Annotated in this window: 17 protein-coding genes and 1 riboswitch; of the genes, 10 read left to right on the top strand and 7 right to left on the bottom strand. The window is 65.5% G+C overall.

The annotated features are described in order from the left end of the window. Positions 1-2: 2 nt before the first annotated feature. A complete protein-coding gene (locus tag G9Q80_RS17635; protein WP_088714797.1) occupies positions 3-509 on the top strand; it encodes a HugZ family pyridoxamine 5'-phosphate oxidase in 507 nt (168 codons plus the stop codon). 12 nt (positions 510-521) lie between these two features. Here G9Q80_RS17635 and G9Q80_RS17630 read toward each other — a convergent pair whose 3' ends face one another. Together G9Q80_RS17630 and G9Q80_RS17625 are read right to left on the bottom strand one after the other, a co-directional pair. Further along, positions 522-1073, bottom strand: a complete 552-nt coding sequence (locus G9Q80_RS17630) for a hemerythrin domain-containing protein (protein WP_043141182.1) — start codon at positions 1071-1073, stop codon at positions 522-524. A gap of 31 nt (positions 1074-1104) precedes the next feature. Beyond that, positions 1105-1518 (bottom strand): universal stress protein, encoded by a 414-nt coding sequence (locus G9Q80_RS17625; RefSeq protein WP_043141180.1) that lies wholly within the window; start codon positions 1516-1518, stop codon positions 1105-1107. A 254-nt stretch (positions 1519-1772) separates the two neighbouring features. On the opposite strand from G9Q80_RS17625, the gene G9Q80_RS17620 reads away from it, so the two are divergent. Further along, the gene (locus G9Q80_RS17620) at positions 1773-2462 is read left to right on the top strand and encodes a winged helix-turn-helix transcriptional regulator (protein WP_043141176.1); all 690 of its coding nucleotides are present in this window, start codon (positions 1773-1775) and stop codon (positions 2460-2462) included. A 7-nt stretch (positions 2463-2469) separates the two neighbouring features. Here the strand turns inward: G9Q80_RS17620 and G9Q80_RS17615 are convergent, their stop codons facing one another. Continuing rightward, the gene (locus G9Q80_RS17615) at positions 2470-2787 is read right to left on the bottom strand and encodes an antibiotic biosynthesis monooxygenase family protein (protein ID WP_043141174.1); all 318 of its coding nucleotides are present in this window, start codon (positions 2785-2787) and stop codon (positions 2470-2472) included. Positions 2788-2971: 184 nt separating this feature from the next. On the opposite strand from G9Q80_RS17615, the gene G9Q80_RS17610 reads away from it, so the two are divergent. From G9Q80_RS17610 to G9Q80_RS17600, 3 genes are all read left to right on the top strand, one after another. Then, on the top strand, positions 2972-3679 hold the full coding sequence (locus G9Q80_RS17610) for a DUF484 family protein (RefSeq protein ID WP_043141171.1): 708 nt from the start codon (positions 2972-2974) through the stop codon (positions 3677-3679). Between the two features lie 8 nt (positions 3680-3687). Beyond that, positions 3688-4611: a tyrosine recombinase XerC gene (locus G9Q80_RS17605; RefSeq protein ID WP_088714796.1), complete on the top strand. Its 924-nt coding sequence runs from the start codon at positions 3688-3690 to the stop codon at positions 4609-4611. A gap of 61 nt (positions 4612-4672) precedes the next feature. Further along, on the top strand, positions 4673-5278 hold the full coding sequence (locus G9Q80_RS17600; RefSeq protein WP_069208268.1) for a glutathione S-transferase: 606 nt from the start codon (positions 4673-4675) through the stop codon (positions 5276-5278). A 73-nt stretch (positions 5279-5351) separates the two neighbouring features. On the opposite strand, the gene G9Q80_RS17595 is transcribed toward G9Q80_RS17600, so the two are convergent. Beyond that, entirely contained in the window at positions 5352-6005 is a 654-nt protein-coding gene (locus G9Q80_RS17595) for an outer membrane protein (protein WP_043141167.1), read from the bottom strand. Positions 6006-6230: 225 nt separating this feature from the next. Between G9Q80_RS17595 and petA the strand changes: the two genes are divergently transcribed. The 3 genes from petA to G9Q80_RS17580 are packed head-to-tail and all read left to right on the top strand — an operon-like array spanning position 6231 to position 8980. Next, entirely contained in the window at positions 6231-6824 is a 594-nt protein-coding gene (petA, locus tag G9Q80_RS17590; RefSeq protein WP_043141165.1) for a ubiquinol-cytochrome c reductase iron-sulfur subunit, read from the top strand. 12 nt (positions 6825-6836) lie between these two features. Next, positions 6837-8183 carry a cytochrome b gene (petB, locus tag G9Q80_RS17585; protein WP_043141163.1) on the top strand — a complete coding sequence of 449 codons (1347 nt, stop codon included), beginning with the start codon at positions 6837-6839 and terminating at the stop codon, positions 8181-8183. A 20-nt stretch (positions 8184-8203) separates the two neighbouring features. Then, complete coding sequence (locus tag G9Q80_RS17580; RefSeq protein WP_043141161.1) at positions 8204-8980, top strand: cytochrome c1; 777 nt, start codon at positions 8204-8206, stop codon at positions 8978-8980. Positions 8981-9061: 81 nt separating this feature from the next. On the opposite strand, the gene G9Q80_RS17575 is transcribed toward G9Q80_RS17580, so the two are convergent. Genes G9Q80_RS17575 through thiB form a run of 3 tightly spaced genes read right to left on the bottom strand, consistent with a single transcriptional unit; the run spans position 9062 to position 12232 of the window. Continuing rightward, positions 9062-9766, bottom strand: a complete 705-nt coding sequence (locus G9Q80_RS17575) for a thiamine ABC transporter ATP-binding protein (RefSeq protein WP_416045623.1) — start codon at positions 9764-9766, stop codon at positions 9062-9064. Further along, positions 9753-11270, bottom strand: a complete 1518-nt coding sequence (locus tag G9Q80_RS17570) for a thiamine/thiamine pyrophosphate ABC transporter permease ThiP (protein WP_088714794.1) — start codon at positions 11268-11270, stop codon at positions 9753-9755. Before G9Q80_RS17570 ends, G9Q80_RS17575 begins: the two co-directional genes overlap by 14 nt. Further along, the gene (gene thiB, locus G9Q80_RS17565) at positions 11246-12232 is read right to left on the bottom strand and encodes a thiamine ABC transporter substrate binding subunit (RefSeq protein ID WP_088714793.1); all 987 of its coding nucleotides are present in this window, start codon (positions 12230-12232) and stop codon (positions 11246-11248) included. Before thiB ends, G9Q80_RS17570 begins: the two co-directional genes overlap by 25 nt. Positions 12233-12276: 44 nt before the next feature. Then, positions 12277-12388: riboswitch (TPP riboswitch) on the bottom strand. 67 nt (positions 12389-12455) lie between these two features. On the opposite strand from thiB, the gene G9Q80_RS17560 reads away from it, so the two are divergent. Together G9Q80_RS17560 and aroC are read left to right on the top strand one after the other, a co-directional pair. Continuing rightward, complete coding sequence (locus G9Q80_RS17560) at positions 12456-12680, top strand: hypothetical protein (RefSeq protein WP_074623106.1); 225 nt, start codon at positions 12456-12458, stop codon at positions 12678-12680. Positions 12681-12736: 56 nt separating this feature from the next. Next, positions 12737-13840, top strand: coding sequence for a chorismate synthase (gene aroC, locus G9Q80_RS17555; RefSeq protein WP_088714792.1), 1104 nt, complete (start codon positions 12737-12739; stop codon positions 13838-13840). Positions 13841-13844: the final 4 nt, after the last annotated feature.

The raw sequence follows: 13844 nt of genomic DNA, 5'->3' as shown, positions 1-13844 counted from the left end.
CCATGACCGAAACCAACCCGTTCCGTCCGGTGGATGCAGAGGCACGCGCGCTGGCGCGGCGCCTGATCGAAGAGGCCAGTTTTGCCGCGCTGGCCGTCACCCGGCCGGACACTGGCACGCCCTCTGTCACCCGCATTGCCCTGACCACCGATCCCGATGGTGCGCCGCTGTCGCTGGTCTCGACCCTCTCGGCCCATACGGCTGCGCTTGTCGCCAACCCGGCCTGTGCGCTGCTGGTCGGAGAGCCGGAGGACAGGGGCGATCCCCTGACTCACCCGCGCCTGACCCTGCATGTGACCGCCGAACTGGTACCCCGCGACGCGCCCGGACATGCGGCCTTGCGCGATCACTACCTGTCGCAGCGGCCCAAGGCCAAGCTCTACATCGATTTCGGCGACTTCCACCTGCTGCGCTTTCGCGTGACGGACGCGCTGATGAATGGCGGGTTCGGCAAGGCCTATCACCTGACCGCCAGCGATCTTGCCCCAGCCCGGTCGCAACGGGGCTAGGCGCCGCAATCGCTATTCCAGCCCCTGCGCGCCGTGTTTGAGCAGGATCGGCACGATCAGGTCTTCCTCGTCGTCCAGGTGACGCAGCAAAAGCGCCTCGAACCCCGCGACATGGCTCTGGAAGGTCCCCGCCTCCACCTTGCCCTGAAGAACGCCGTTCGCAGCATCGCTGAACTGCTGCAACAACCCGTCCATCGCGTGATGATCCCGATCCAGGATCTCGAACCCGCGGGCAAGCGACGCCTCGCGGTCGATCAGCTTGGGGAAATAGTGCATGTCCTCGATCTGGTGGTGGCCATGCAGTTGCTGCAACAACATGCTGCCATAGCGGACAAGCCGCTGCTGCATCTGGCGCGGGTCCATGCTGCCGTCCGACGCGGCCTCGGCATCCTGCCGCAGCGCCTCGCAAAGGCGCCGGAACATCACATGGCGGTCCATCCAGAAGGCCACCAGCCCACCAAAGTTGTCATGGCTTTGCCACGCCTCGCGCGGGTAGTCCTCGCGCAGGGCATATAGGGCGTCCGGCAGGCGGTCACGGCGGGAGAGGTCGATTTCACTGGTCATGGCCCGCAGATTGATGCGGGTCAGTACAAAGTCAACGCAGCACGTGCACAGCACATTGCGCGTGGCGCACAACCTTGGCCGCGGTGGACCCAAGCAACAGGTCCTGCATCCCCGGTCGGTGCGAGGCAATGACGATCAGGTCAGTGTCGTTGTCCGACGCCCAGTCCAGGATGGTCCGCCCGGAATGGCCCGAGACCACCAGGCCGACACCGCCCGGAACCGTTGCGGCCATGTCGTTCAACTCGTCCTCGACCACCTTGCGCGCCTGCGCGGCATAGTCGGCGGGCAGGTAGCTGGCGACATAGCCCGGCACCTGTTCAAGCACGTGCAGAAAGGTGATCCGCGCGCCCTCTGCCGCGAGCCGCCGGGCCACCGAGGTCGCCGCGCCGATCCGCGTGTCGCTTTCCTCGTCGAAGGCAATGGGAACCAGGATGTTCTTGTACATGATGTGTCTCCTCCCGTGTCGCCAAACATGGGACCACAGGGCGTCGATTTCCTTGATACAGGTCATGTGCCAAACGGCGGACATCGCTCGGTCATAATCCCACCACAATCCCCCCATACAACCATAAGCCGGTGTCAGAACGCGCCGCAGACAGGTCCTTTTGCCGTTGCCAGAACGGTCAGGCAGGACCGGAGTGCCAAGTTTGGCGGAGCCGAGGGTGGCCCGCCCGTCTCGTATGGCAAGGAGTTTGCGACGTGCGTTACCTGATCGCCGAAACCAGTTGGTCCCTCATTGCGCTTGCCAAGGAACTGACCAACACCGGGGTGTTGCTGACCCGGACGGACCGGCCCGAAGACATTCCACACTACCTGCGGATGACAGAGGCAGACCTGCTGATCCTCGACGCCGAGGAACTGGCCCTCACCGGCCTGTCCCTGCCCCACCTGCGCCGCAGCCATCCCGACCTGCCCATTGCACTGATGGCGCGGGACGCTTCGCACGGGCAGATCGTCCGCTGGCTGGAAGCAGGGGCCGACACGGTCCTGGACGCATCCGCCCCGCCCGAGGAGGCGGTCATGATCCTCTCTGCCATCGCGCGACGCGCACATGGTCTTGCGCAACCGATGCTGAGCTATGGCCCGCTGGCTGTCGACCTGTTGCGCCGCAAGGCCTACCTGCAGGATTGCCCGGTCAAGCTGAGCCCGAAACTTTACGAACTTCTGGAGTACATCGCGTTGAGACCGCGCCGGCTGGTCAGCCGCGCGGCCCTGCTGGGCCATATCTACGGGCTCGAGGATGAACCGGACCCGCGGGTGTTCGACGTTTACGTCTGCAACCTGCGCGCCTGCCTCGAAGCCTCGGACGGCGCCGTGGACATCGAGACAGTACGCGGGTCGGGTTATCGTTTCACCGCGGCCTGTCTCGACGGGGCCATCGCCGCCTGACCGTCGATCAATAGGTGGCGGCCACCTCGTAGAGCACCGGCTCGAAGCTCCGGCAGAGCGCGTTCAACTCCTTGTTGCGCGCGCGCATCTCGGATGACCGCAACATGGCCAGGAAATCATCCCGGCTTTCCCATTGCGAGTAGTTGGCAATCCGGGTCTGGGCGTCGTTGACGTGCAGGCCCGCGGCGATGAACCCCGGCTGTTTCGAGATGAACTCGGCATAAGCGGCCTGCAGCGCATCCAGCAGGTCCTGGCATTGGCCCGGGCTGGTCTCGAAGGTGGTGATGACGGTCTGGGCGTCAGAGGTCACGGAAATCTTGGGCATGGGCGCTCCTCCTTGTGGTCCGAGTTTGGCACGGATCGCGGGCGTGGCCAAACCCGCGCGATCAGGGAAAGACAGGTTTTGCGCGGGGCGGATTTCCTTGACAGCAAAGGGCGCGACGGGCGACACAGTGCCAATCGCGCGAAAAACAAGCGCCCAAGCGCAGCACGAGCAGGACAATAGGCCCATGAGCAGCACCCAGCGTATCGAGGAATCCATCCGCGATTCGATCATCTCGCGTCCCGACATCATCCTCGACGACAAGGACCTGATGCAGGCCCTGATCGCCGCGAACGAACGTGCGATGGGCGGCAATATCATCGACCTGCGCGGCATCGCGATGGAACGGCTCGAGGCGCGGCTTGACCGGCTCGAGGACACTCACCGCAGCGTCATTGCCGCGGCCTATGAAAACCTTGCCGGAACCAACCAGATTCACCGCGCCGTCCTGCGCATGCTGGACCCGGTAGAGTTTGAGCCTTTCCTCCACGACCTGGGTGGCGAGGTCGCGCAGATCCTGCGCGTCGATCACATCCGCCTTGTCCTGGAAACCGCGCAGGAGGACGACGATCCGGTGGTCAGCCGCCTGGGCGACGTGCTTTCGGTGGCGGAGCCGGGTTTCGTGGAAACCTATGTCGGCGAGGGCCGCGAAGCACCGCTGCGCCAAGTGGTCCTGCGCCAGCTTCAGCGCGGCAATGAGGCGATCTTTGGCGAACGCGCCGAATGGATCCGCTCCGAGGCCTGCCTGCGGCTGGATTTCGGCCCGGGTCGCCTGCCCGGCCTGCTGGTCATGGGATCCGAGGACCCGCACCAGTTCACACCGCAACAGGGCACCGACCTTTTGTCCTTCTTCGGCGGCGTCTTCGAACGCGCGATGCGGAGATGGCTGGCCTGAGGCCCGGCATGAGCCTGGACATCTCACCCGCCGCGCGCGACGCCCTGGCCAACTGGCTGGAGGCATGCAAGGCGCTGGACGGGGCGGCGGAAAACACGCTGAACGCCTACCGCGCGGATGTGCTGGATTTCATCGCCTTCCTGACGGCGCATCACGCGGAACCGCAGGGGCTGGCCCCCTTGTCGGCTGTGACCACCACCGACATGCGGTCCTGGATGGCCCATCTGCGACGGCGTGAGGTCGGCGCACGCTCGGTCGCGCGCAAGCTGTCCGCGGTCAAGAGCTTTTACCGCTGGCTGGCCCGTCGCGAAGGGTTCGAAGCCACCGCCGTGCTGTCGGCCCCTGCCCCCAAGTTCCAGAAGAAACTGCCCCGCCCCCTGACCGAAGACGCCGCGCGCGCCATGATCGACACGGTCGAGATGCAAAGCACCGACAGCTGGCAGGGTGCCCGCGATGCCGCGGTGGTCACGCTGCTCTATGGCTGCGGCCTGCGGATTTCCGAGGCGCTGGGGCTGAAGGGGCGCGACCTTCCGCTGGGCAGCACCCTGCGAATCCTCGGAAAGGGCGGCAAGGAACGGCTGGTTCCGGTGCTGCCAGTGGCGATCAAGGCCGTCGACAGCTACCTGGCATTGTGTCCCTATCCCGTCGAACCGGACCAGGCACTGTTCCGGGGCGCACGGGGCGGGCCGTTGAACCCGCGCATCGTCACCAAGGTCACGGAAAAGGCGCGGATGCAGCTGGGCCTGCCCGCCAGCGCGACGCCCCACGCCATGCGCCACAGCTTTGCCACCCATCTGCTGGCTGCCGGCGGCGACCTGCGCGCGATCCAGGAATTGCTGGGCCATGCCTCGCTGTCGACGACCCAGGCCTATACCGCCGTCGACGAGGTGCACCTGATGAAGGTCTACGCGGCGACGCACCCCAAGGCGTGACACCCACGCCCGCAAGTGCTTTGCTGTGCGCAACACGATCAACCACATCCGGATACCCGTCATGCAGCTACTTCAATCGCCGGCCTCGCCCTTTGTCCGCAAGGTGCTGGTCACGCTTCACGAAACCGGGCAGCTGGACGATGTCGAGATGGCGGACATCGCCACCACGCCCATCACGCCCGATCCGGCGCTGATCTCGGCCAACCCGCTGGGCAAGATCCCCGCCCTGATGCGTTCGGACGGCCCCACGCTCTATGACAGCCGGGTGATCTGCCGGTTCCTGGATGCCCGCGCGCAGGCGGGCCTCTATCCGGACAGCCGGGTCTGGGACACGCTGACGCTGGAGGCAACGGGCGATGCGATCATGGAGGCGGCCGTCCTGATCGTCTACGAGGAACGCTTTCGCCCGCCCGAAAAGGTGTCGATGGACTGGATCGAAGGCCAATGGGCCAAGGTGTCCCGCGCGCTGGATGCGCTTGGCACCCGTTGGATGAGCCATCTGCACGGCCGCATGGACATGGGCCATATCGCGATCGGCTGCGCGCTTGGCTACCTGGATTTCCGCCACGAGGCCCGGTCCTGGCGCACCGGCCGCGATACGCTGGCCGCCTGGTACGCCGAGTTTTCCCAGCGCCCTGCCATGATCGCCACCACGCCCAGCGGCTGAACATGAAAAAGGGCGGACCCCGGTCCGCCCTCACGCATGTCCAAAGGCCGGGCTTGCGACCCGGCTACCTGACTTAGAAGTGCATCGAAAGCCCGACGTTCAGCGCATTGGTCTTGATGTCGGTCTTGAAGGTGCCGCCATTCTCGAATGTGCCCTCGTTCACCGAATAGGTGAACTGATACTCGCCGAAGACAGAGAATCGGTCGTTGATCTGGTAGCTGGTGCCAGCCGTCAGGCGCATCGCGGGGCCGGTCAGCTGAAACCCGTAGGTCCGCGATCCACTGGCGTGATCCGCATCCACATGCGGAAAGGCGATGCCCAGCCCCCCCCCGACATAGGGCGTGAACTGGCCCCACTGGTTCTTCCAGCGCCGCATCACGTTCGCGGTCAGCACGTTGTGCCCGTCGGTGAATTCCAGTTGGGAAAAGCCCAGCGCCTTGAGCGTGCCGTCGTCGGCATAGGCCTTGGTATGTGTATATTCCACGCCAAAGCCCAGCGACTCGCTCCGCCACCAGGTGGCGCGGGCGCCATAATAGGGAGGCATCACAAAGGGTTTGCCCTCCCAGCCGACAAGCTGGTCATAGCTGCCGCCACCGTTGGGCAGGTCCCCCGAGATGCGGCTGTGAGGCAGCGTCTGCCAGCCGGTGTAGATCGACAGTTCCATCTCTGCCGCCGCCGGGGCCGCCAGACCGATCAGAATGCCGAGGGAAAGAATCAGTCGCCGCATCGTGCTGCCCCTAACTTTGCTCGCGGGCGAGATAATCACTGCAGAAGGGTGGTTTCAACCGCGACAGATTCGCGCGAGCGTGGAGTGTGAGCCTTTTGCATCCTTTACCCCTTACCGCCTCCCGGCTAGATACCGACCCTGAGCGGGGTCCGGAGTCTTTCGAGGCTCCGGAAACCATGGGTTTTACCGCGGGCCGACGGCCCCTACAGCAATGGAGCGAACCTCGTGTCCCACGCAGAAGACCACGAAGGCACCCGAAGGGATTTCCTCTACTACGCCGCCGCCGGCGCCGGGGTCGTCACGACCGGCGCTGCCGTCTGGCCGATGGTCAACCAGATGAACCCCTCGGCGGACGTGCGTGCACTGTCCACGATTCGGGTCGACGTCTCGGGCGTCGCGCCTGGCACTCAGCTCACGGTCAAGTGGCTGGGCAAGCCGGTCTTCATCCGTCACCGGACCGAGGACGAGATCGCCGAGGCGCAGCAACAGGAAGAGGCATTTGCCGCCGGCCAGAACGTGGTCGACACCAATGCGCGCAACGCCAACCTCGCCGATTCGGCGGCACCGGCCACCGATGCCAACCGCACCCTGCCCTCGCCCGAGGGTCAGCCCGCGCAGGCCTGGCTGGTTCAAATGGGTGTCTGCACCCACCTGGGTTGCGTGCCGCTGGGCAACGCCGGTGACTTTGGCGGCTGGTTCTGCCCCTGCCACGGGTCGCACTACGACCTCGCGGGCCGCATCCGCAAAGGTCCCGCCCCCGAAAACCTGCCTGTCCCGCCCGCCGAGTGGGTCGACGACAGCACCATCCTGCTGGGTTAAGGAGCACAAGACATGGCTGGAATCCCGCACGACCATTACGAGCCGAAGACCGGCGGCGAAAAGTGGCTGCATAGCCGCCTTCCGATCGTCGGCCTGCTCTATGACACGATCATGATCCCCACCCCCAAAAACCTGAACTGGATGTGGGTCTGGGGAATCATCCTGACGTTCTGCCTCGTTTTGCAGATTGCCACCGGGGTCGTCCTGGTGATGCACTACACGCCGCATGTCGACCTGGCCTTTGCCTCGATCGAACACATCATGCGCAACGTGAACGGCGGTCACTTTATCCGCTACCTGCACATGAACGGCGCCTCGCTGTTCTTTGTCGCCGTCTACGCGCACATCTTCCGCGGCCTCTACTACGGCTCGTACAAGGCCCCGCGCGAGGTGACCTGGATCATCGGCATGCTGATCTACCTCTGCATGATGGGCACAGCCTTCATGGGCTACGTTCTGCCCTGGGGTCAGATGTCCTTCTGGGGTGCGACGGTCATCACCGGCCTCTTCGGCGCCATTCCCTTCATCGGTGAGCCGATCCAGACCTGGTTGCTGGGCGGACCGGCGGTGGACAACGCTACGCTGAACCGCTTCTTCTCGCTGCACTACCTGCTGCCGATGGTCATCGCCGCCCTGGTTGCGCTGCACATCTGGGCCTTCCACACCACCGGCAACAACAACCCGACGGGTGTCGAGGTGCGTCGCGGGTCCAAGGCCGAAGCCGAGAAGGACACCGTTCCGTTCTGGCCCTACTACGTGATCAAGGACCTGCTGGCTCTGGCCGTGATCCTGGCGATCTTCTTCGCCATCGTCGGCTTCATGCCGAACTACCTGGGCCACCCGGACAACTACATCGAGGCGAACCCGCTGGCGACGCCCGCGCACATCGTCCCGGAATGGTACTTCCTGCCCTTCTACGCGATCCTGCGTGCCTTCACTTCGGACGTCTGGCTGGTGCAGCTGGCTTCCTTCGTGACCGGCGGCATCATCGACGCAAAGTTCTTTGGCGTGCTGGCGATGTTCGGCGCGATCATCGTGATGGCGCTGGCGCCCTGGCTGGACACCTCTTCGGTGCGTTCGGGCCGTTACCGCCCGATGTTCAAGTGGTGGTTCTGGCTGCTGGTCATCGACTTCTTCGCGCTGATGTGGCTGGGTGCCATGCCTGCCGAAGAGCCCTACGCCAGCTTCTCGCTGATCGCCTCGGCCTACTGGTTCGCCTACTTCCTGGTGATCCTGCCGCTGCTGGGTGTCATCGAAAAGCCGCTGGCCCAGCCCGACACCATCGAGGCCGATTTCGACGCGCACTACCCGCCGAAGGATGAGGCCAAGGGCGCAGGCGCTGCGACCCCGGCGGAATAAGACAAGAAGGACCGTAAGAGATGTTCAAGAAACTCACCCTCGCGGCCCTCGTGGCCTTCGGTCTGGCCGGTGGCGCTCATGCCGCCGGCGGCGAGGCCCATGTCGAGGACTTCAAGTTCTCGTTCGAGGGGCCTTTCGGCACCTGGGACCAGAACCAGCTGCAGCGCGGCCTGAAGGTCTACACCGAGATCTGCTCGGCCTGCCACGGCCTGCAGTACGTCCCGCTGCGTGACCTCGAAAAGCTGGGCTACAGCGAAGAGCAGGTCATCGCATACGCCGCCAACTTCGAGGTCTTCGACCCCGAGCTTGACGACTTCCGCACGGCCAAGCCGACCGACCATTTCCCGGCCAACACTGCGGCCGGGGCACCGGACCTTTCGCTGATGGCCAAGGCGCGCGCCGGGTTCCACGGCCCCTACGGCCTGGGCATCAACCAGATGTTCAAGGGCATGGGCGGCGCGGAATACATTGCCTCGCTCCTGACCGGCTACACCGGCGAGGAAAAGACCGAGGCAGGCGCGACTCTCTATGAGAACCACGCTTTCCCGGGCGGCTGGATCTCGATGGCGCCGCCGCTCTACGGCGAAGACACCGAGTTCGACGATGGTCACAGCAACTCGCTGCACCATATCTCGGCTGACGTGGCGGCCTTCCTGATGTGGACCGCGGAACCCAAGATGATGCAGCGCCAGCAGGCGGGCTTTGTCGGGGTGTTCTTCCTGGTGGTGCTCTCGGTGCTGCTGTACCTCGTGAACAAGCGCCTCTGGGCCCCGATCAAGCGCAAGCCGACCGCCTGATCCGGCCAAGCCGAACAAGACAAAGCCTCGCCGATCCGGCGGGGCTTTTCCTTTTGGTCTCGGCGGGTGCTTTGGCCGGGCCTACCTTGCCACGCCGACGTAGTCGCGGAAGGCCCGCGGGGGATCGGCAAAGAAGGCATCTGCCGCCACGGGCGCCTGCGCCTTGCCCTCGGCCACCAGCACGACCTCATGGGCAAACCCCTCTGCATCGCGCGGATCGTGTGTCACCATGACCACCAACGCCGCCAGGCTGTCTGCAACCTCGCGCACAAGGTCCAGCATCTCGCGTTTCAGGGCTGGCCCAAGGGCGGCAAAGGGTTCGTCCAGCAGGATCACCGGACGCGCCATCAAGAGAACCCTGGCCAGGGCTGCGCGCCCCTGCTGGCCGCCGGACAGGGTGCCCGGCTTGCGCCCGGCCATGCCGTCCAGCCCCACGCGCCGCAACGCGCCCTCGATACGCGCCCGCGCCTCGGCATCCGGGCGGCGGCCGTCGGGATGCAGGGCAAGGCCCAGGTTCCGCTCCAGCGTCAGGTGCGGGAACAGGTTGCTGTCCTGGAACAGGATTGACACGGGCCGCGCCTGCGGCGGCACATGGGTCAGGTCGCGCCCCTGCCAAGTGACGCGACCGCCCGCGACCTCCCTGAAACCGGCGATGACGTCCAGCAAGGTGGATTTCCCGGCGCCGGACGGCCCGACAAGCGCCACCCGGCGTCCCGGCACCAGCGCCAAGTCCGCGCGCAGCGTCCCGCTGTCCATCGCCACTTGCAGGTCTTCAAGCTTCAGCACCCAGGCGTCCTCCTCTGTCGAACAGCCAGAACAATCCCAGGCTGGTACACAACAACAACAGCGCCGCACCGGCCGCCGCCTCCATCTGGTAGGATCCCATCAGGCGATAGACCTGCAACGGCAGGGTCGCCCGGTCCGGATCCGCAAACAATGCGATCACGCCCAGATCTCCCATCGCCAGTGCAGCCGTCAGCCCGGCGGCAAATCCCATCGGGCGCCGCAAGCGGGGCAGCCAGACCAGCCGCAGCCAGGCCAATGGCGTCATCCGCAGGCTGGCCCGCAGCCGCCCATAGTCGCGCGTGACCGCCTCGGCCTCGGGCCGCAGGATGCGCAGGGCAAAGGGCAGCGCCATCAGCGCGTTGACCAACCCCGTGACCGGCAACGCCATGTCGAAGGGATTGACGAAGTTGCGCAGGATCAGGAACAGCCCCGTCCCCAGAACCAGCGGCGAAATCGCGATGGCGGGCAGGGCCAGCAACTCGCCCCGCCGCGTGGCCAGCGGCAAGGCCCAGGCCATGCAAAGCACCGTGGACCCCAGCGCAACCATCAGCGAATGCCCCGCTGCCCGCAGCGTGTCCGGCGTGATCAGCAGAAGGCCCGGCAAACCGCGCAGGACAACCGCCGCCAGTGGCACCAGCAGGAACAGCGCCGCCGCGACGATCCACATGCCATCCCAACCACGCGCCAGGCCACCCTGCCCGTCCCAGCGCGGCAGGATGCGATCACGCCCGGCACCAAATCCGGCCTGCCCCGCGACGCGCAGCGCCACCAGACCAGCCGCCAGCGCCAGCACCAGCTGCATCACCGCCAGCGCTGCCGCCCGGCCAAGATCGAAATCGAACCGCATCGCCTGGTAGATCGCCAGCTCCACCGTCGTCGCCCGTGGCCCGCCACCCAGCGTCAGCGCCACCGCAAAGCTCGTGAGGCAGATCACGAAAATCACCGTAAACGCCCCCGGCAGTACCCGCAGGATCAGCGGCGCGTCAATCACGCGCCATTGCGCCCGCGGCGCCAGGCCCAGGGAGGCCGCCAGCCGGAAATGCTCGGCCGGGACCGCCGCCCAGGCGGAAAAAAGCATCCTGACCGCCAGCGGCAGGTTGAAAAAGACATGCGCCAGCACGACCCCGTGCAACCCGTAGATGTCGAGGTTCGGTCCGCCCAGCGCCCCCAACAGCCTGTTCACCAGCCCCGCCTGGCCAAAAACGGCGATCAACCCCATGACCGCCACGATCACCGGCAGGATGAAGGGCGCCCCCAACAGCGTCACCAAGACCCCGCGCCCGGCGAAGCGGCGGCGCGCCAAGGCCTTGGCCACGGGCACAGCCAGGACAACGCTGAACGTGGCCGACAGGAAGGCCTGCCAGAGCGTGAACCGCAATGCCTGCCAATCCCCCGGGCCGAAGGCGCCAAAGCCCCCGGCCCGGGCCAGAACAACGCCCACCGGCCCCAGCGTCAGGACCGCCAGGGCCAGGGCCGCCGCTATTGCGAGAGCGCGCGGCGCCATGCCTCGATCGCCTCGCCACGCAGGGCCGCCGCCTCATCCTCGGAATAGAAAAGCACATTCTCCGGCAGGTCGAGCTTCTGGAAGCCATCCGGCCACTTGTCGCTGTCCAGCGCCGCCGGGATCGACCAGTTGCCCGTGGCGATCATGCCCTGAAAGTCCTCGCTCAGGATGAACTCCATGAAGGCGCCGGCCAGTTCGGGTTGGTCGCTGGTGGCCAGCCGGGCGGCAAGTTCGACCATGAAATAATGCCCCTCGGGGAAGATCGCGGCCTTCTTCGTCTCATCTTCTTCGGCGATGATGTGATAGGCGGGCGAGGTCGTGTAGCTCAGCACCATGTCCGCCTCGCCATCGGTGAAGAGGCCGTAGGATTCGGACCAGCCCTTGGTCACGGTGACGATCTTGGGCGCCAGTTTCTCCCAGGCGGCCTGCGCCTCGTCGCCGTAGACCGATTGCACCCAAAGCACCAGCGCCAGCCCCGAGATCGAGGTGCGCGGATCCTGGATCACCAGCCGCAGGTCGTCTGGCGCCTCCAGCAGCGCGTCGAAACTGGCAGGCGGCGCATCCACGCGGGTGCAGTCATAGACAAAGGCAGTGTGCCCGTAGTTGAACGGCAGGAACACCTCGTCCGTCCAGTCGATCGGCAGGGTCAGCGGCGACAGGTCCACCCCGTGTTCTGCGAACAAGCCCGATTCACGGGCCTTCTTCGTCACGTCGGTGTTCAGGCCGATCACGACGTCGGCCTCGGTCCGGTCGCCTTCCAGCAGGATACGGGGCAAGAGGTCGCCGGGCTTGAATTGCAGATCGCAGTCGCAGCGCGCCTCGAACAGCTCTTCGATCCTTGGCCCCGGCCCCCATTCGGAAACGAAGTAGTCGGGCGCATAGACCGTCAGGACAGGCGTTTCGGCCAAGGCAAGGCCGGCGCTCAGACATCCCGCGGCAACAGTGAAGGCAAGTGACTTCATTGAGTCCTCCAATATTGCGGCGCAAGGGCAAGATTGGAGTCCCGTCATCGGGCCCATACCTTCCCTCCGCCGGTGTTAACCGGTTCAGGTTCAACGGGTTGATCCGTGGTACGGAAATCTCAGACGGCTCATGCGCCGCCACCCCGAGGTAGGCCGGACCCTAGTCGCGACGCCACGGAACATCAAGAAAAACCGTGATATTTTCCGTGTATTATGGTAAGGAATGCGTATCCCGAAAATTCAGGAGAAAGGAGGCGCCCTTGGGGAAACGCGTTTGATCATTCTGTGTCTCGAGCTGGGGGTTATCTGGCTCATCTATCTTATTTTCGGCTGGATCGCGGCCTTTGAAATGCCGCTCTGGCTCTCCACCTTCATCGTGATCGCCGTGGACCGGGCGACGGATGCCGTGGGCGATTTGGCCCAGAGGCGGCGCGACGGACTCGAATAGTCTTGGCATTGTGCCCCGGCTTGCGTATCCCGCGCGGAAACGAAGGGGACGCAGCCATGAGCCTGAACACATTCGGACATCTCTTCCGTGTGACCACCTGGGGCGAAAGCCACGGGCCGGCTCTGGGGGCCACGGTCGATGGCTGCCCGCCGGGGATCGAGATCGACGAGGCGCAGCTGCAGCACTGGCTGGACAGGCGCAAACCGGGGCAGAACAAGTTCACGACACAACGCCGCGAACCGGATGCCGTGCGCATCCTGTCCGGCGTCTTCGAGGGCCGGACCACCGGAACCTCGGTTCAGCTGATGATCGAGAACACCGACCAGCGGTCCAAGGATTATTCCGAGATCGCGCAGAAGTTCCGCCCCGGCCACGCCGACATCACCTATTTCCAGAAATACGGGCTGCGCGACTATCGCGGCGGCGGGCGCTCTTCTGCGCGGGAAACTGCGGCCCGCGTGGCCGCCGGCGGGCTCGCGCGCGCGGCGCTGACGGCGCTGGTGCCGGGGATCGAGATCCGCGGCTACATGGTGCAGATGGGCAGCCACGGCGTCGACCGGGCGCGTTTCGACGATGCCCAGATCGATGCCAACCCCTTCTGGTGCCCGGATCCCCAGGCCGCCGAGACCTGGGCCGACTACCTGGATGGACTGCGCAAGTCGGGCGAGAGCGTGGGCGCGGTGATCGAGGTCGTCGCCCGCAATACGCCTGCCGGCCTTGGTGCCCCCGTCTATGGCAAGCTGGACACCGACCTTGCGGCCGCGATGATGTCGATCAACGCGGTCAAGGGCGTCGAGATCGGCGAGGGCATGGCCTCGGCGGCGCTGACCGGCAGCCAGAATGCCGACGAGATCTTCATGGGTGAGAACGGCCCGGTCTACAGTTCCAACCACGCCGGCGGCATCCTGGGCGGCATTTCGACCGGGCAGGAAATCGTCGTGCGTTTCGCGGTCAAGCCGACCTCGTCCATCCTGACCCCGCGCAAGACCATCACCCTGAGCGGCGAAGAGACCGAGATCGTCACCAAGGGGCGGCACGATCCCTGCGTGGGCATCCGCGCCGTCCCGGTTGGAGAGGCTATGATGGCCTGCGTCCTGCTCGATCACCTGCTGCTGCATCGCGGCCAGGTGGGGGACGCGGGCGGACGCATCGGGGGCTAAGCCC

The organism is Mameliella sp. LZ-28 (assembly GCF_012274245.1).
Classification (GTDB): Bacteria; Pseudomonadota; Alphaproteobacteria; order Rhodobacterales; family Rhodobacteraceae; genus Antarctobacter; species Antarctobacter albus.
The sequence above is the reverse complement of the archived record's forward strand: the minus strand, read 5'-3'. Positions and strand labels throughout refer to the sequence as shown.

Excerpts from the sequence above, each read along its gene's own strand:
- G9Q80_RS17580 (WP_043141161.1), top strand. The coding sequence starts at position 8,204 with ATGTTCAAGAAACTCACCCTCGCGGCCCTCGTGGCCTTCGGTCTGGCC.
- G9Q80_RS17630 (WP_043141182.1), bottom strand. The coding sequence starts at position 1,073 with ATGACCAGTGAAATCGACCTCTCCCGCCGTGACCGCCTGCCGGACGCC.
- G9Q80_RS17625 (WP_043141180.1), bottom strand. The coding sequence starts at position 1,518 with ATGTACAAGAACATCCTGGTTCCCATTGCCTTCGACGAGGAAAGCGAC.
- G9Q80_RS17560 (WP_074623106.1), top strand. The coding sequence starts at position 12,456 with ATGCGTATCCCGAAAATTCAGGAGAAAGGAGGCGCCCTTGGGGAAACG.
- petB (WP_043141163.1), top strand. The coding sequence starts at position 6,837 with ATGGCTGGAATCCCGCACGACCATTACGAGCCGAAGACCGGCGGCGAA.
- G9Q80_RS17605 (WP_088714796.1), top strand. The coding sequence starts at position 3,688 with ATGAGCCTGGACATCTCACCCGCCGCGCGCGACGCCCTGGCCAACTGG.
- G9Q80_RS17615 (WP_043141174.1), bottom strand. The coding sequence starts at position 2,787 with ATGCCCAAGATTTCCGTGACCTCTGACGCCCAGACCGTCATCACCACC.
- G9Q80_RS17600 (WP_069208268.1), top strand. The coding sequence starts at position 4,673 with ATGCAGCTACTTCAATCGCCGGCCTCGCCCTTTGTCCGCAAGGTGCTG.
- G9Q80_RS17610 (WP_043141171.1), top strand. The coding sequence starts at position 2,972 with ATGAGCAGCACCCAGCGTATCGAGGAATCCATCCGCGATTCGATCATC.
- G9Q80_RS17595 (WP_043141167.1), bottom strand. The coding sequence starts at position 6,005 with ATGCGGCGACTGATTCTTTCCCTCGGCATTCTGATCGGTCTGGCGGCC.
- G9Q80_RS17570 (WP_088714794.1), bottom strand. The coding sequence starts at position 11,270 with ATGGCGCCGCGCGCTCTCGCAATAGCGGCGGCCCTGGCCCTGGCGGTC.
- G9Q80_RS17635 (WP_088714797.1), top strand. The coding sequence starts at position 3 with ATGACCGAAACCAACCCGTTCCGTCCGGTGGATGCAGAGGCACGCGCG.
- aroC (WP_088714792.1), top strand. The coding sequence starts at position 12,737 with ATGAGCCTGAACACATTCGGACATCTCTTCCGTGTGACCACCTGGGGC.
- thiB (WP_088714793.1), bottom strand. The coding sequence starts at position 12,232 with ATGAAGTCACTTGCCTTCACTGTTGCCGCGGGATGTCTGAGCGCCGGC.